14 protein-coding genes and 1 pseudogene are annotated in these 15718 nt (G+C 65.0%); 12 read left to right on the forward strand and 3 right to left on the reverse strand.

Annotated elements, in window-relative coordinates:
• Positions 1-87: 87 nt before the first annotated feature.
• From NTD80_RS09160 to NTD80_RS09170, 3 genes and pseudogenes are all read right to left on the reverse strand, one after another.
• Positions 88-1020: a sulfonate ABC transporter substrate-binding protein gene (locus tag NTD80_RS09160; protein ID WP_262133254.1), complete on the reverse strand. Its 933-nt coding sequence runs from the start codon at positions 1018-1020 to the stop codon at positions 88-90.
• Positions 1017-2347 (reverse strand): annotated as a pseudogene (locus NTD80_RS09165) (LLM class flavin-dependent oxidoreductase). Before NTD80_RS09165 ends, NTD80_RS09160 begins: the two are co-directional and overlap by 4 nt.
• A gap of 2 nt (positions 2348-2349) precedes the next feature.
• The gene (locus NTD80_RS09170) at positions 2350-4533 is read right to left on the reverse strand and encodes a TonB-dependent receptor (protein WP_262133255.1); all 2184 of its coding nucleotides are present in this window, start codon (positions 4531-4533) and stop codon (positions 2350-2352) included.
• Positions 4534-4742: 209 nt separating this feature from the next.
• Between NTD80_RS09170 and NTD80_RS09175 the strand changes: the two genes are divergently transcribed.
• The 12 genes from NTD80_RS09175 to gspD all read left to right on the forward strand — a co-directional run bounded on the left by NTD80_RS09175 (position 4743) and on the right by gspD (position 15644).
• Positions 4743-5783 carry a LacI family DNA-binding transcriptional regulator gene (locus NTD80_RS09175; RefSeq protein ID WP_106803211.1) on the forward strand — a complete coding sequence of 347 codons (1041 nt, stop codon included), beginning with the start codon at positions 4743-4745 and terminating at the stop codon, positions 5781-5783.
• A 264-nt stretch (positions 5784-6047) separates the two neighbouring features.
• Positions 6048-7745 carry a type II secretion system ATPase GspE gene (gspE, locus tag NTD80_RS09180; RefSeq protein WP_262133257.1) on the forward strand — a complete coding sequence of 566 codons (1698 nt, stop codon included), beginning with the start codon at positions 6048-6050 and terminating at the stop codon, positions 7743-7745.
• Positions 7742-8938 (forward strand): type II secretion system inner membrane protein GspF, encoded by a 1197-nt coding sequence (gene gspF / locus NTD80_RS09185; protein ID WP_262133258.1) that lies wholly within the window; start codon positions 7742-7744, stop codon positions 8936-8938. The genes gspE and gspF overlap by 4 nt, the downstream gene beginning before the upstream one ends.
• Before the next feature lie 20 nt (positions 8939-8958).
• Positions 8959-9369, forward strand: coding sequence for a type II secretion system major pseudopilin GspG (gene gspG, locus NTD80_RS09190; protein ID WP_106803214.1), 411 nt, complete (start codon positions 8959-8961; stop codon positions 9367-9369).
• 7 nt (positions 9370-9376) lie between these two features.
• Entirely contained in the window at positions 9377-9802 is a 426-nt protein-coding gene (locus NTD80_RS09195; RefSeq protein WP_262133259.1) for a prepilin-type N-terminal cleavage/methylation domain-containing protein, read from the forward strand.
• A complete protein-coding gene (locus tag NTD80_RS09200) occupies positions 9799-10131 on the forward strand; it encodes a prepilin-type N-terminal cleavage/methylation domain-containing protein (RefSeq protein WP_106803216.1) in 333 nt (110 codons plus the stop codon). The genes NTD80_RS09195 and NTD80_RS09200 overlap by 4 nt, the downstream gene beginning before the upstream one ends.
• A complete protein-coding gene (locus tag NTD80_RS09205; RefSeq protein ID WP_213554395.1) occupies positions 10128-10736 on the forward strand; it encodes a prepilin-type N-terminal cleavage/methylation domain-containing protein in 609 nt (202 codons plus the stop codon). The genes NTD80_RS09200 and NTD80_RS09205 overlap by 4 nt, the downstream gene beginning before the upstream one ends.
• Positions 10733-11440: a general secretion pathway protein GspK gene (locus NTD80_RS09210; RefSeq protein ID WP_262133260.1), complete on the forward strand. Its 708-nt coding sequence runs from the start codon at positions 10733-10735 to the stop codon at positions 11438-11440. Before NTD80_RS09205 ends, NTD80_RS09210 begins: the two co-directional genes overlap by 4 nt.
• Positions 11437-12429, forward strand: a complete 993-nt coding sequence (locus NTD80_RS09215; protein WP_262133261.1) for a PilN domain-containing protein — start codon at positions 11437-11439, stop codon at positions 12427-12429. The genes NTD80_RS09210 and NTD80_RS09215 overlap by 4 nt, the downstream gene beginning before the upstream one ends.
• Positions 12404-13003 (forward strand): type II secretion system protein GspM, encoded by a 600-nt coding sequence (gene gspM, locus NTD80_RS09220; RefSeq protein ID WP_120449156.1) that lies wholly within the window; start codon positions 12404-12406, stop codon positions 13001-13003. Before NTD80_RS09215 ends, gspM begins: the two co-directional genes overlap by 26 nt.
• Complete coding sequence (locus NTD80_RS09225; RefSeq protein ID WP_262133263.1) at positions 13000-13518, forward strand: general secretion pathway protein GspN; 519 nt, start codon at positions 13000-13002, stop codon at positions 13516-13518. Before gspM ends, NTD80_RS09225 begins: the two co-directional genes overlap by 4 nt.
• Before the next feature lie 5 nt (positions 13519-13523).
• Positions 13524-15644 (forward strand): type II secretion system secretin GspD, encoded by a 2121-nt coding sequence (gene gspD, locus NTD80_RS09230; RefSeq protein ID WP_262133313.1) that lies wholly within the window; start codon positions 13524-13526, stop codon positions 15642-15644.
• The last annotated feature ends 74 nt before the right edge of the window (positions 15645-15718 follow it).

Consider the following 15718-nt stretch of genomic DNA (forward strand, 5'->3'; position numbering starts at 1 on the left):
GAGCTGGCTTGCCTGCGATGGCGGGCTATCTGTCGATACAAGGTCAACTGACCCACCGCCTTCATGGGCATCTCCACAGTGCTGTTATCAGTGAGCGGCAACACTCCACGCTGCCTTCTTCACTTCAATCGCCTTGGGCAGCAGGTGGTTCTGATAGAACAAATCTGCCGTCGCCTGCTGCGCGTTAATGATGCCCTCATCAATCGGCAAGATCGGCGAAGGCGGGCGGTTATCCATGTAGCGTGCGATCACTTCGCGGGGCAGGCCCATGAACTGTGTCAGCACGCGCAGGCTGTCTTCGCGCTGGCTGCGGGTGAGGGCTTCGGCGCTGCTGAGTTCATCCAAGAGATCATGGATAAAGCCGCCGTTGGCGTTCGCATATTCGCGCCGCGCGGTATACACCGGCCCCGAGAGGCCCAGGCCTTCGCCGTTGGCCAGCACATGGCTGGGGCTCTGGCTCAAGGCGAGTGACGAGTAGGGTTCCCAGATCGCCCATGCCTCCACGCTGCCTTGTTCGAACGCCGCGCGCGCGTCAGCGGGGGGCAGGTATACCGGCTGGATATCCTTGTAGCTCAGGCCGGCTTTATTCAGGGCGCGCAGGATCAGGTTGTGAGAGCTGGAGCCCTTCTGGAACGCGACCTTCTTGCCCTTCAGGTCCGCCACTGAATGCAGCGGGCTGTCGTTGCGCACCAGAATGGTTTCGGCACTGGGCTTGGGGGGCTCGGCGCCGATGTAGACCAGGTCGGCACCGGCGGCCTGGGCGAACAGCGGCGGGATGTCACCGGTCGAGCCCACGTCCAGCGCACCGACGTTGAGCGCTTCGAGCATCTGCGGGCCGGCGGGGAATTCGATCCACTTCACCGTCGTCTGCGGGAAGCGCTGTTCGAGCAAGCCATGTTCCTTGGCCAGCACCAGGGCGATCGAGCCTTTCTGGTAGCCGATGCGCAAAGTGTCCGGTGCGGCCGCCAATGCGGTGTGCGTAACCGCCAGCAGACTGAGCAATAATGTGGCAATCCTCATGCCTGAACCTCCTTGAAGCGATTTTGCGGGCGCGCCAAACCGAGGTTTTCGCGCAAGGTCGAGCCGCTGTATTCGGTGCGAAACAGGCCGCGCCGTTGCAGCTCGGGCACCACCTCGCGGGCAAAGTCTTCCAGCCCCCCGGCAGATGCGGCACGAGGATATTGAAACCATCCGCTGCACCCTGTTCGAACCAGCGCTGCAGCTCGTCGGCGATCTGCGTGGGTGTGCCGATCAGGCTGTAATGCCCGCGACCGCCGGCAATTCGCCGGCCCAGTTGTGCCAGTGTCAGATGCTCGCGTTCGGCCAGCTCGCTCAACAGTTGCTGGCGGCTACGCTGCCCGCTGTCGGTCAACGGCAGCGCCGGCAACGGCCCGTCCAGCGGGTAGTCGGACAGGTCGAAATTGCCCAGCATGCGCCCCAGCAACGCGACGCCCACTTCAGGTTCAACCAGCGCCTGGAACGCGGCGAATTTGGCCTGCGCCTCGGCTTCGGTCTGCCCGACCACCACAAACATGCCGGGCATGATTTTCAGCGCGTCCGCCTCACGTCCATACCGGCTCAACCGCGCCTTGAGGTCGGCATAGAACGCCTGGCCATTGGCCAGCGACGTCTGTGCAGTAAACACCACCTCGGCGGTCTGCGCGGCCAGCTCGCGGCCCGCTTCGGAAGAGCCGGCCTGCACGATCACCGGCTGGCCCTGGGGCGAGCGCGCCACATTCAACGGGCCCTTGACCCGGAAGTGTTCGCCGACATGCTCCAGCACATGCCGCTTGCTCGGGTCGTAATAGGTGCCACTGGCTTTGTCGCGTACAAAGGCATCGTCTTCCCAGCTGTCCCACAGGCCGGTGACCACTTGGTGAAACTCGCGCGCGCGGCTGTAGCGCTCAGCATGGCCCAGGTGTTCCTCGCGCCCGAAGTTCTGCGCTTCGGCGGCGTTGTCCGAGGTCACCAGGTTCCAGCCGGCGCGCCCGCCGGACAAGTGATCCAGCGAGGCGAATTTACGCGCCACATGGTAAGGCTCGTTATAGCTGGTGGTCGCCGTGGCGATCAGGCCGATATGCTCCGTCACTGCACTCAACGCCGACAGCAATGTCAGCGGTTCGAAATGGTCCGAGCGCGCCATATGGCTGGCGACCTCACCGGTGGCGGCAGCGATGCTGTCTGCCACGAACAGCGCATCGAACTTCGCCGCCTCGGCAACGCGCGCCAGGTGTTTGTACTGGGCGAAATCCAGCCCGGCATTCGCCGGCACGTCCGGGTGGCGCCAGGCGGCGACATGGTGCCCGGTGGCCATCAGGAAGGCGCCGAGTTTCAGTTGACGGCTCATGCTTAGAAATCCTTGCGCAGTTGCACGCCGAAGTAACGTTCATCGTCACGGGGCACGGCGCGGTAGATGTAGTTGCCGCCGGTGGCCAGCAGCGGTGAGTAGGACTTGTCGGCAAGGTTCTTGGCCAGGAACGCCACGCGCCAGCCGTTGCTGTAGTCGGCCAGGGCCACGCTGGCGTTCCAGATGCCGTAGGCGCCTTGCTTGGTGTCGACATTCTGGCTGATGTCGTACTGCACTTCGCTCTGCCAGCTGTAATCGGTGCCCAGTTCGATGTCCAGGCCGTTATCCAGCGGGATTGTGTAGTCGGCGCGCACGTAGCTTTTCCAGTCCGGGCTGTAAGGCAGCGGCTTGCCATTGACATTACAGGTGGCCGCCGCGCCCGCCGGGCAGGCGAATTCATCGATGCGTGCACGGGTGTAGGCCAGGGCACCCGAGAATTTCAGCTGTTGGGTGGCCTGCAAGGCGTAATCCAGTTCGACGCCCTCGGTGCTGACGCTGCCGGCGTTGATCAGGCGCGTGACCACCTGCCCGGCAACCGTGTCGAAAAAGTTGGCCTGGTAGTTGTCGTAATCGCTGTGGAACACCGCCAGGTTGGTGGTCAGGCGGTTGTTCCAGGCCGTGGCCTTGATCCCGGCTTCCCAGGTGTTGGAGGTTTCCGGCTTGAGCGCGTCGGTGTCACGCGCCAGCATGTTGAAGAACACGTTGTACGCCGGGCCTTTGTAGCCGCGCGAGTAAGTGAGGTAGCTGGTGATGTTGTCGGTGATGTCGTACTGCACGCCGAGGCGGCCGGACCAGCCATCCTCATCCACCGAGCCGGAACTCGAGGTGGCCGGTTGAATCCCGCTGACCAGGGTGGCCGAGGTGGAGGTGCGACGGTGATCGTATTTCAGGTCGTCGTGGGTATAGCGCAGGCCGGCGATGCCGCGAAAGCGCGAGGTGAAATTCAGCGTGGTCTCGCCGAATACCGCGTAGCTGTCGCTGGTGGTGCTGTAGTCGGCGATCCCACGGTCGGTGCGTGTGGTGGTCGTCAGCGTGCGCTGGTAGGTCTCTTTGTCTTTGCCGTGCATGTAGAACAGGCCGCCGACGTACTCCAGGAATTCACCTTTGGGCGAGGCCAGGCGCAGTTCCTGGGAGTATTGATCGAAGGCCAGCTCGCCTTTGTCGGCGGTGCCGGGGAACGCGGCGGTGACGCTGCCGAGGCGGTCGCCATCCTGGTACTGGGTGTTGTCCCAGCCGCGCCAGGCGGTGATCGAGGTCAGGGTGTAGTCGCCCAGGTTCCAGTCCAGTTGCGCAGACAAGCCCTTGTTGGTGTCTTCCACATGGCTGCGGGTGTCGGTGTTGATATCACGGTTGTCGCTGGAGGCGCGCACCGGGTTCAACGCATTGGCGAAGGCCGGGGTCAGGGACTTGCTCACCACGCCATTCGGCGCATCGTCGTGGGACTGCATGTAGTCGGCGATCAGGGTCAGTTTCACGTCGTCATTCGGGGTGAATTCCAGTTTGCCGCGAATGCCCTTGTGGTTGTAGCCGTTGACCTCCTGGCCATTATGTTGGTTGTCGACGTTGCCATCGTAGCTGCCGAACAACGTGCTGATCGAGCCCTTGAGCACGTCCGGCACCAGGCTGCCGCCGATACCGAAGCGGGTACGGCTTTCATTGCCGCTGTAGTAGGACTGGTCGATATAGCCATGGGTTTCGGCCGTCGGCGCCTTACTGGTGATGTTCAGCACGCCAGCCGAGGCGTTCTTGCCGAACAGCGTGCCTTGCGGGCCGCGCAGTACTTCGATGCGCTCCAGGTCGAGCAGGTCGAGGGTGGCCTGGCCGGGGCGCGCGTAGACCACTCCGTCGACTACGGTGGCCACGGTCGGCTCGACGCCAGGGGAGGTGGAAATGGTGCCGACGCCGCGCACGAACAGCGACGTGTCCTTGTTCGATGCGCCGGTGCGGAAGTTCAGTGACGGCACTTGTTGTGCGATGCTCGCCACGCCGTTGCGGTTGTCGCGCTCCAGTTGCTCGCCGTCCAGGACGGAGACCGCCACCGGGACTTTTTGCAGCGACTCTTCGCGGCGAGTGGCCGTGACCGTGACGGACTTGAGCGTCGGTTCCGCCTCGTCGGCGGCAAAGGCGCCGGGTACTGGGAGGGCCGTCAAACCGGCGAGTAAAAACAAGTGAGTGCGTCTGTGCATGCTGTGTCCGCTCGAAAGAAATGCCCTGAACCGCTGCGGTTCTTGCGACCGTCAGCGCCTGTGAAACTGTCTTGGGCATTCGCTCGAGCGAGTAGCAGACAACGCGCTTTGTTAGCGCTAACATCGGCATTATTGGTAGGTCTGGTTTAGAGCGTCAAATACTAAAAAATTAGTCCTATATTCTTTTTGGTTTTTAACAGGATCATCCCGTGAGCGAAGACAAACCGCGCAAACGCCGTGGCGCCGGGCGCGTCACCTTGAACACCGTGGCGCGCCAGGCTGGGGTATCGGCGATTACCGTGTCGCGCTATTTCAACCAGCCGGAACAGGTCTCGCCCGAGCGTCGCGAGCGCATCGCCGCGGTAGTCGCCGAACTCGGCTATGTGCCCAACCTGGTGGCCGGCGGGCTGGCTTCGGCGCGGGGGCGGATCGTGGCGATGGTGATCCCGAACATCTCGGGGCCGATCTTCGCCAATACCATCCAGGGTTTCAGCGACACGCTCAGCCGCCACGGTTACCAACTGTTGCTGGCGTCCAGTTACTTCAGCGCCGAACAGGAAGAAAGCGCGGTGCGCGCCTTCCTCGGCTGGTCGCCGGCGGCGCTGGTGCTGACCAGTCGCTTCCACAGCGCGGGCACCGAAAAGATGATCGCCGACGTCGATATCCCGGTGGTGGAAACCTGGGACTACGTGCCCGAGCGCGAGCCGTTGCAGATCGGCTTCTCCCACTACGATGTGGGCGTCACGGCCGCGCGCTACCTGCATGGCCAGGGCTATCGGCGCATCGCCTTCGTGCAGAACAGCGCCCCGGGCGACTTCAGCGCGTTGGAACGGCGAGACGGGTTCGCCGCGACGCTGACGGCGTTGGGCGTCGCCCCCTGGGTATTCGCCCCCGACGCTGACCGCGCGCCCTTTGAAGCGGGCAAGCAGGCGATGGAAACCCTGATGGGCCATGCGACACCGCCCGACGCGATCTTCTTCGCCAATGACAACCTGGCCGCCGGCGGCCTGTTGGCCGGGCAGCGTGCCGGCGTGAAGATCCCGCAGGACTGCGCGGTGCTGGGGTTTGGCGATTATCCGTTTGCCGAAATGTTGTTGCCGAGCCTCAGTACGATCAAACCGCCGGCCCTGGATATCGGTGTATTAGCAGCGACGCGGGTTCTGCAAAGTTTGGGCGTATTGCCGGTTGAAGAGGAAGTTCAGCGCTTGAATCTTTTGCAATGTCGCTTGATCGAACGCGAAAGTGCCTGAATAACTAAGCACGTGGCTAATTGCAATTAGCCAAATCCTGACGGCAGGTAACGAAGGCTTTAAATCAAGGGTTGTACCGGAAATCCGGGACAGTCCTTGGCTATTCTTTTCAGTTTGTTTCCGAGCTTCCGGAACTAGCGTTGTAACTTCCAGTCGATAACCCCGGTTAACTTCGACTGCGGCGTGGCGAACTAATGGCCTTTTACCTTTAATGCCCAGTAGTTCCAAATAGCCATACTTTCTCGCAATCAGACACCCACTATTATGTCGTCCATGCCTATCGATGCCTGCCATCTGCAGATACCGCACACCGACCAAGTGTGCGCGTGGCTGATGCAGCACGCCGGGCTGAAAACCGTCGACCTGGAGCGTGCCCGGCGCTTGTCCACCGATGCCGGCGACCTGCTGGGGCTGCTCACGCGCCTGGGGCTGGTCTCGGACATCGAACTGGCGCGTGCCTGGGCCGGCCTGCTCGGTGCGCCGCTGTTGCTGGCGGATGCCGCGCCGCCGCTGCTCGACCCTTTGCCGGTGCTCACCGAGCGCTTCATGCGCCACTACCAAGTGGTGCCCATGGGCTGGAACCAGGGCGGGCTGCGCGTGCTCGCGGCCAACCCGTCGCAGGCCTATCCGTTCCAGGCCCTGGCCTACGCCTGCCAGGTGCCGGTGTGGCTGGCGATCGGCCCGCGTACTGAAGTCGACACGCTGATCGAGCGCTATTACGGCCAGGGGCGTTCCGCCATGGGCACGCTGATCGAGAACCTCGATGAGCAGGGCGGCGCGCTGGAAGATATCGAACACCTCAAGGACATGGCCTCCGAAGCGCCGGTGATTCGCCTGGTCAACCTGATCCTGCAGCGCGCCGTGGAACAGCGCGCGTCGGATATCCATATCGAACCCTTCGAAAACCAGCTCAAGGTGCGCTACCGCATCGACGGCGTGCTGCATGACGCCGAGGCGCCGCCGGCCAGTTCGTCGGCGGCGGTGATCTCGCGGGTGAAAATCATGGCGCGCCTGGACATCGCCGAGCGGCGCCTGCCCCAGGACGGGCGGATCATGTTGCGTATCCAGGGCAAGGAACTGGACCTGCGGGTCTCCACGGTGCCGACCAGTTTCGGCGAGTCGGTGGTGATGCGCCTGCTGGACCGGCAAACCGTGCAGTTCGACTTCCCCAGCCTGGGCTTCGACGGCCAGCGCCTGGCGGCCTTCCTCGATCTGCTGGAGCGGCCCCACGGCATCCTGCTGGTCACCGGGCCCACCGGTTCGGGCAAGACCACCACGCTGTACACCGCGTTGGCGCGGCTCAACACCACCGAACGCAAGATCATCACCGTCGAAGACCCGGTGGAGTACCAACTCGAAGGCATCAACCAGATCCAGGTCAAGCCGGCCATCGGCCTGGACTTCGCCGGTGCGCTGCGCTCCATCGTGCGCCAGGACCCGGACGTGATCATGATCGGCGAGATCCGCGACCTCGAAACCTGCCGCATCGCTATCCAGTCTTCCCTCACCGGCCACCTCGTGCTGTCCACCCTGCACACCAACAGCGCCGCCGCGAGTATCACGCGGCTGCTGGACATGGGCGTGGAGAGTTACCTGATCGCCTCGACCGTCAGCGGCATCCTGGCGCAGCGCCTGGTGCGACGGCTGGATCCGGCCACGCGCGTGGCGTTCGAAGCACCGCCGGAACTGGTCGAGGAACATGGCCTCGACCGCCTGACCGAACAGCGCCCGATCCTGCTCTACCGTGGCAGTTATCACGGCCGCAGCGCCATCACCGAACTGTTGGTGATGAACGATGAACTGCGCAGCCTGCTGATGCGCCACGCCGACGCCGACACCCTGGAGCAGGCCGCCCGTCGTGCCGGCTTGCGCACCTTGCATGAAGAAGGCCTGCGCCAGGCCTTGGCGGGCATTACCTCGCTGGAAGAAGTACTGCGCGTCACCCGTGGAGAGGGCGCGTGAGCCTGTTCAAATTCCGCGCCCTGGACAGCCAGGGTGCCACGCAGAGCGGCACGTTGGATGCCGCCGACCAGGCTGCCGCCGTCGCCGCCTTGCACAAGCGCGGCTTGTTGCTGCTGAACATCGAAGCGGCGGGCAGCCGACTGTTGCGCAACACGCGCGGGCCGTTGAAGGGCGCAGCGCTGGTGAGTTTCACCCAGCAACTGGCCACGCTGTTGGGCGCCGGCCAGCCCCTGGAACGTGCCCTCGGCCTGTTGCTCAAACAGCCCGGCCCGCCCGCGGTGCGCGCGTTGATCGAACGCATCCGCGAGCAGGTCAAGGCAGGCCAGACGTTATCCGCGGCGCTTGCGCAAGAGGGCGACAACTTTTCCCCGCTGTACCTGAGCATGGTGCGTGCCGGTGAAGCTGGCGGCGCGCTGGAAAGCACCTTGCGCCAGCTCAGCGATTACCTGGAGCGCAGCCAGTTATTAAGGGGCGAAGTGATCAATGCGCTGATCTATCCCGCGTTCCTGGTGGTCGGCGTGCTCGGTTCCCTGGCGCTGCTGCTGGCATATGTGGTGCCGCAATTCGTGCCGATCTTCGAGGACCTGGGCGTGCCGATTCCATGGATCACCGAGGTGATTCTCGCGCTCGGCCAGTTCCTCGGTCGGTATGGCCTGGCGGTGTTGGCGGCATTGATCGTGATGGCCTGGACACTCGCCGCGCGCCTGCGCGATCCCCTGCGCCGGCAACGCCACGACCGGCGCCTGCTCGGCCTGCGCGTGATCGGTCCGCTGTTGCAGCGGGTCGAAGCCGCGCGTCTGGCACGGACCCTCGGCACCTTGCTCAGCAACGGCGTGGCGCTGCTGCAAGCGTTGGTGATCGCGCGGCAGGTCTGCAGCAATCGCGCGCTGCAGGCCCAGGTGGCGCAGGCGGCGGAGTCGGTGAAAGGCGGCGGCACCCTGGCCAGCGCGTTCGGCAGCCAACCGCTGCTGCCGGAGCTGGCCCTGCAAATGATTGAGGTCGGCGAACAGGCCGGTGAACTGGACAGCATGCTGCTCAAGGTGGCCGACATTTTCGACGTCGAGGCCAAGCGCGGCATCGACCGCCTGCTCGCCGCGCTGGTGCCGTCGCTGACTGTGGTCATGGCCGTGCTGGTGGCGGTGATCATGCTGGCGATCATGCTGCCGCTGATGAGCCTGACCAGCAATATATGAACCTTCAAGGAGCCACACCGATGAAATCTTCACGCCGCCAACGCGGTTTCACCCTGCTGGAAATGCTCGCGGTGATCGTGCTGCTCGGCATCGTCGCAACCATTGTGGTGCGCCAGGTCGGCGGCAATGTGGACAAGGGCAAATACGGCGCGGGCAAGGCGCAGCTGGCGAGCCTGAGCATGAAAATCGACAGCTACGCCCTGGATGTCGGCTCGCCGCCCAACAACCTGCAGCAGTTGGTGGACAAGCCCGGCAACGCGGCCAGTTGGGCCGGGCCATACGCCAAGCCGTCGGACCTCAAGGACCCGTTCGGCCACGCCTTCGGTTATCGCTTCCCCGGTGAACACGGCGCTTTCGACCTGATCTTCTACGGTCAGGACGGCCAACCGGGCGGCGACGGCTACAGCGCCGACCTGGGCAATTGGGAGTAACCCGGCGATGGCCCAGCGCGGCTTTACCCTGCTGGAGATGCTGGTGGTGATCCTGCTGCTGGGCGTCGCTGCCGGGCTGCTGGGGCTGGGGGTGCGCCAGGGGCTGCAGGCGGCGCAGGAGCGGCGGGTGGTCGGGCAACTGGTCGATGCGCTGCGTACCACGCGGGCCGGGGCGATTGTCGACGGCCAGGTAGCGCGCACGGCATTTGATTTGCCGGGCAGGACTTTCCAGGCGCCGGGCCGTGCGCTGCAACACTGGCCGCCTGAGTTGCAGGTCAGGTTGCACACGGCTGAACAGGCGGGATCGGCCATCGAGTTTTACCCCGATGGCAGTTCCACCGGCGGCCATCTGGTGTTGGCCAACGGCAGTCGGCGTTGGCGCATAGATATCGGCTGGCTGACCGGCAGCGTCCAGTCCCGGGTGCTGCCATGAAACGCCAGGCGGGGTTCACCCTGCTCGAAATGCTCGCGGCGTTGACGCTGATGGCGGTGTGCAGCACGGTGCTGCTGGTCGCGTTCGGCCAGAGCGCGCGCTCGTTGGCACACGTTGCCCGCAGCGATCGGCTCACCCACGTGGCGCTCACCGTGCTGGACCAGGAAGCGGCCGGGCGCCTGGTCGAAGGGCGCAGCCAGGGCGAACTGGATGGCATCCATTGGCAACTGACCCGTACCCGCCAGCAGCCGCAGCTGTTTCGCCTCGACCTGAGCGTGCGCGAAGGCCAGCACCAGGCGCACTTCAGCACCCTGAAGGCACGCCTGTGACGCGCCGCGAGCAGGGCTTCACCTTGCTGGAAATCCTTGTGGTCCTGAGTTTGCTCAGCGTGTTGCTGGTGCTGGTCGGCGGCGCATTGCTGGGCGCCAATCGCGCGGTGGCCAAGGCCCAGCGCTACACGGTCAGCCTGGATGAAAGGCGCGCCGCCCAGCAGTTTTTGCGCACGGCGATCAGCGAAGCGCTGCCCCTGGATGTGACCGAGGACGACAGCCAGGCCGAGGGCTTTTTTGTCGGCACGCCCGAGCGCCTGCAGTTTGTGGCGACCTTGCCCGGTGTGCTCGGCGGCGGCATTCAACGCTTCACGGTGCAAAGGACCGGGCAGCAATTGCAGGTGGCGTTTTCGCGCTTGGAATCGGCCAGCACCGTCGCGCGTGATGAGCCGCAGGTGCTGCTCGACCACCTGCAAAGGCTGCAATTGAGCTATCGCGGGCTATCCCCGCTGGGGCAACCGACTGGTTGGATCGACACCTGGCCGTGGCCCCGGCGCCTGCCGACGGCGGTGCGTATCGCCGCGCATGTCGACGGACCGGTGCCCTGGGTGACCCAGGTGATAGCCCTGCGCCTGAACCTGTCCAGCGGGAGCGTCGAGGAATGAGGCGCCAGCGCGGTGCCGCGCTGCTGCTGGTGCTGTGGGTGCTGGCCTTGCTCGCCGTGTTGCTCGGCGGCCTGGCCGGCTGGGTGCAACTGGAAAGCCGCCAGGCCCTGTGGCTGCGCCAGCACACCCAGACCGTACTGGCCGCCGAAGCCGGCATCGCCATGGCCATGGCCATGGCTGATCGACACTGGATCGCCGATGGCCTCGACAGGGCCTTGAGTTTTGATGACGCGCAGGTGCAGGTGAATCTGCGCAGCGAGCGCGGCAAGCTCTACCTGATCAACGCCGAGGCGCAGGACCTCATGCGCCTGGCCCTGGCCTGCGGCGCCAGTCCGGCCGAGGCCGGGCAGTGGGTCAAGGCGCTGGAGGCGCGACGCAACCAGGGCCTGGCGCCGTTTCGGGTGCTGGAAGAAGTGCGCCAGTTGCCCGGCATGACCCAGGCGCTGTACAGCCAACTGCTGCCCGAGATCACCTTGTGGAGCGACCTCGATCGCCCCGACCCGGCCTTCGCCAGTCCCTTGATGCGCCAGGCACTCAACCTGCCACACGCGGACGCCGAGGGCGCCGACCCGGGCGAAGTGCTGGTGGTCGACAGCCGCGCCCAACGCCCCGGCGGCTATCAGGCCCGGCTGCAAGTCACGGTTTTATTGAGCCCATCGGAGGACAGCGCACAACCCTACCGGGTGCTGCGTTGGCAAGAATGAATCGACTCGAACCCATCGCCCGGCACTGGCGTGGCAGCCTGCTGCAACAAGGCTGGCGCCTGTGGCTCGCGGAACTGCGCGGTTGCCTGCCGCGTTGGCTGGTGCTGCGCGAACCGCCGGAGCAGATCCACCCGTGGCCGCTGACGGCGCCGGTTGCCGTGGATAGCACGCGCCAGGTGCTGATGCTCGCGCCAGAGGCGGTGTTGCTGCAAACCGTGCAACTGCCGCTGGCAGCTGCGCGCAATCTCAACGCCGTGGTCGGCTATGAACTGGACCGCTACACGCCGTTCGAAGCCGAACAGCTGTACTTCGTCGCCCGCCAGGAACGGCGCACGTCCAGCCACCTTGAGGTGACATTGGTCGCCATCCTGCGCGAGCGCCTGGACCAGATCCTCATCGACTGCGCAGCGTTCGGCCTGCATCCCCATCGGGTGGATGTGGCCAACCTGGGCATCGACCTGCTTCCGGCGCCGCTGCGACCGCGTCAACGCCCGGTGGGCAAGGGCTTGCAACGCAGCCTGCCGTGGCTGTGCGGCGCCTTGCTGATCGCGGCGATGCTGCTGTGGCTCAACGACCGCCAACGCGTGCTCGACGCCATGCACGCCAGTGTCCAGCAGCAAAAGGCCGAGGTCGCGCACGTGCATGCGCTGCGCCAGCAACTGCTCACCACGCGTGGTGCGGCGCAGTACCTGACCCGGCGCAAACTGGCGCAACCGCCCCTGGCTGCGCTGCTCAATGACTTGACCACCTGCCTGCCCGCCGACACCTGGCTCGACCAACTGGATGTGAAGGACGGCGAGATTTCGTTTGCCGGGCAAAGCGCCAAAGCCAGCGCCCTGATTACCCGGATCAAGGGCTGTCACAGCCTCGAAAACGCCCAGTTCGAAGGGGTGATTCAACCCGATGCCCGCACCGGCAAGGACCAGTTTGCCTTGCGCGCGCATCTACGCCAGGAGGCCGCCGATGCGCCGACCCCTCACACCCCGTGAACGTCGCGGCGCGGCCTTGCTGTTGTTGGCCATGGTGGTCGGCGCGGCCTATTGGCTGCTGATCGACAGCTGGTTCGCCGGCCCCCTGCGCGCCATGGGCGAACAGGCCGAGCAACTGCGCGAGCAGCAGCAACGCTACGCCGGCGTGCTGCGCCAGGGCGACTCCCTGCGCCAGCAACTGGAGCAGGCCAGGCAGGACCCGGCCAGCAGCACCAGCCTGTTGCCCGGGGATGACCCCGACGTGGTCGCCGCCGACCTGATGCAGCGCCTCGCCGACCTGATCAACAGCCACGCCAACCTCGGCGGCGGCTGCAGCCTGACCCAGCGCCAGCCGATCACCCCGGAGCAGGACGACGGCGAGCCCTATCGCCAGGTCAAGGTCAGCCTCACCCTCAACTGCGCCATCGAGCCGCTCACGGCGATCCTGCACGAGCTGGAATACCAGCCGCCGTTCCTGTTCGTCGATGCACTGCGCGTGCGCCGTAGCCAGCAGGCCCCGGCCAGTGGCGGCGCGGGCCAACTGGTGGTGCACCTGCTGGTGCGCGGCTATCTGCAACCGCAGGGGGCGCGATGATCAGTGCCTTGCGCCCCCTTGAATGGGGCTTGCTGGTCCTGGCTGCCGCCTTGGCCGTGTTGATGGCGGTGATCCTCAGCAGCATCGGCGATGAACCGCAGTGGTTGCCCGAGCCCGCCGCGCGTGCCCATCCTTCGGCCAGGGTGCAAGTGGCGCCCAGCGTGCCGTTGGAAAGCCTCGCCGCCACCTGGCAGGCGCCGCTGTTCAGCCCCGATCGCAGCCCCGATCGCGTGGTCGGCAAGGCCCAGGTGTCGAGCCTGGCCAACCTGACCCTCAGCGGGATCATGATCACCGGCAACCTGCAAATGGCGATGCTCAAGCAGGCCGATGGCCGCGGGTTGACCGTGCGCCTGGGGCAGACCCTGCCCAACGGCTGGCGCCTGGAACACCTGACCCCGCAATACGCCCGTTTTGTGCTGGACGGCCGCACGCAAACCTTGAGCCTCTACGCCAGGCGCTTGCCGCCGCCGTCCTCCCGCCCACCGACTTCTCTTCCCCGCGAGCCCCTCCCTTGATCGATATGCGCACCTCAACGTTTTGCCTGGCCACCGCCATTGCCCTGGGTGGCTGTGGCGCCTTTCCCGAGCGTCTCGAGCCGGACGACGATCTGCTCCACGAAGCCATGCAAGGCACCGGTTCGCAACGTCCGCCCAGCGCACCGCCCGTGGCCGAAAAACCGCAGGCGGCCATCCCTGCGCCGCCGCAGCGCCAGCTGATTCGCGGCAACCAGCAGTTCGTGCGCCAGCCCGCCGCCACGGCGCCGGGGAAGGAGGAGGGCAGCGGCGATATCGTGTTCAACTTCCAGGACCAGCCCATCGAAGCGGTGATCAACAGCGTGATGGGCGACCTGTTGCATGAAAATTACAGCATCGCCCAGGGCGTGAAGGGCAATGTCAGCTTTTCCACCTCCAAGCCGGTGGACAAACAGCAGGCGCTGTCGATCCTCGAAACCCTGCTGTCGTGGACCGACAACGCCATGATCCGCCAGGGCCAGCGCTACGTGATCCTGCCGGCCAACCAGGCCGTGGCGGGCAAGCTGGTGCCGCAAATGCCGGTGGCCAAGCCGTCCAGCGGCTTGTCGGCGCGGCTGTTTGCGTTGCGGTATATCTCGGCGACCGAGATGCAGAAACTGCTCAAGCCGTTCGCCCGGGAGAACGCATTCTTGCTGGTGGACCCGGCGCGCAACGTGCTGAGCCTGGCGGGTACCCCGGATGAACTGGCCAATTACCAGGACACCATCGACACCTTCGACGTGGACTGGCTCAAGGGCATGTCGGTGGGCGTATTCGGCCTGCAACGTGCCTCGGTGGCCGAGCTGATGCCCGAGCTGCAGAGCCTGTTCGGCCCGGACAGCGGCATGCCCCTGGCCGGCATGTTGCGGTTTTTGCCGATCGAGCGCACCAATTCGGTGGTGGCGATCTCTTCACAGCCGCAGTACCTCAGCGAAGTGGGCGACTGGATTCGCACCATCGATGAAGGCGGCGGCAACGAGCCGCAGATGTACGTCTACGATGTGCGCAACATGAAAGCCTCCGACCTGGCCAAATACCTGCGGCAGATCTACGGCAATGGCGCGATCAAGGACGACACCCCGGCCAGAGTCGCACCGGGTCTGCGCACCACCACCCTGTCGTCGCTCAACAGCACCGGCGGCTTGCAGAACACTCCGCCACCGCCTGCCGATGAGCCCGAAGCCACCGAGGAAACACCACCCGCCGCGTCGGATAAAAGCCTCGAGGCCGGCACCCGCATCACTGCACAACAAAGCAGTAACCAACTGCTGGTGCGCACCCGCCCGGCACAGTGGAAAGAGATCGAAGCCGCGATCAAGCGGCTCGACAACCCACCGCTGCAAGTGCAGATCGAGACCCGCATCCTCGAGGTCAAGCTCACCGGCGAGCTGGACCTCGGCGTGCAGTGGTACCTGGGTCGCCTCGCGGGCAATTCCGCCAGCACCACGGTGGCGAATGCGTCGGGCAGCCAAGGCGCCCTGGGTGGCGGCGGGGCAGGGCTGGGCGCGACGGATTCGCTGTTCTACTCCTTCGTCAGTTCCAACCTGCAAGTGGCCCTGCATGCCCTGGAAACCAACGGCCGCACCCAGGTGCTGTCGGCACCGTCGCTGGTGGTGATGAACAACCAGCCGGCGCAGATCCAGGTCGGCGACAACATTCCCATCAGCCAGACCACGGTGAACACCGGCGATGCGGACACCACCTTGAGCAGCGTCGAATATGTACAGACCGGGGTGATCCTGGATGTGGTGCCGCGCATCAATCCGGGTGGCCTGGTGTATATGGATATTCAACAGCAGGTCAGCGACGCCGAGAACTCGGGTTCCAACAGCGACACGCCGGTGAACCCGCGCATCTCCACGCGCTCGGTGTCGACCCAGGTCGCGGTGCAGAGCGGGCAGACGGTATTGCTCGGTGGGTTGATCAAGCAGGACAACGCCGAGAGCGTCAGCGCGGTGCCGTACCTGGGGAAAATCCCCGGGTTGCGGTGGTTGTTCGGCAATACCAGCAAGTCCAAGGATCGCACCGAGTTGATAGTGTTGATCACGCCCAAGGTGATCACCAGCAACGGCCAGGCGCGGCAGGTGACAGATGATTATCGGCAGCAGATGCAGCTGCTGCGGCCTTGAGGCCGACCGGTTTGGTCAACATGAAGGGGCTGGCTTGCCGGCGATGGCGTCACCTGGGTATGCCTGATTTACCG

The organism is Pseudomonas sp. 13B_2.1_Bac1, assembly GCF_025466155.1.
Classification (GTDB): Bacteria; Pseudomonadota; Gammaproteobacteria; order Pseudomonadales; family Pseudomonadaceae; genus Aquipseudomonas; species Aquipseudomonas aylmerensis.

Excerpts from the sequence above, each read along its gene's own strand:
- NTD80_RS09170 (WP_262133255.1), bottom strand. The coding sequence starts at position 4,533 with ATGCACAGACGCACTCACTTGTTTTTACTCGCCGGTTTGACGGCCCTC.
- NTD80_RS09225 (WP_262133263.1), top strand. The coding sequence starts at position 13,000 with ATGATCAGTGCCTTGCGCCCCCTTGAATGGGGCTTGCTGGTCCTGGCT.
- gspM (WP_120449156.1), top strand. The coding sequence starts at position 12,404 with ATGCGCCGACCCCTCACACCCCGTGAACGTCGCGGCGCGGCCTTGCTG.
- gspE (WP_262133257.1), top strand. The coding sequence starts at position 6,048 with ATGTCGTCCATGCCTATCGATGCCTGCCATCTGCAGATACCGCACACC.
- NTD80_RS09210 (WP_262133260.1), top strand. The coding sequence starts at position 10,733 with ATGAGGCGCCAGCGCGGTGCCGCGCTGCTGCTGGTGCTGTGGGTGCTG.
- gspG (WP_106803214.1), top strand. The coding sequence starts at position 8,959 with ATGAAATCTTCACGCCGCCAACGCGGTTTCACCCTGCTGGAAATGCTC.
- NTD80_RS09160 (WP_262133254.1), bottom strand. The coding sequence starts at position 1,020 with ATGAGGATTGCCACATTATTGCTCAGTCTGCTGGCGGTTACGCACACC.
- NTD80_RS09200 (WP_106803216.1), top strand. The coding sequence starts at position 9,799 with ATGAAACGCCAGGCGGGGTTCACCCTGCTCGAAATGCTCGCGGCGTTG.
- NTD80_RS09195 (WP_262133259.1), top strand. The coding sequence starts at position 9,377 with ATGGCCCAGCGCGGCTTTACCCTGCTGGAGATGCTGGTGGTGATCCTG.
- NTD80_RS09215 (WP_262133261.1), top strand. The coding sequence starts at position 11,437 with ATGAATCGACTCGAACCCATCGCCCGGCACTGGCGTGGCAGCCTGCTG.
- gspD (WP_262133313.1), top strand. The coding sequence starts at position 13,524 with ATGCGCACCTCAACGTTTTGCCTGGCCACCGCCATTGCCCTGGGTGGC.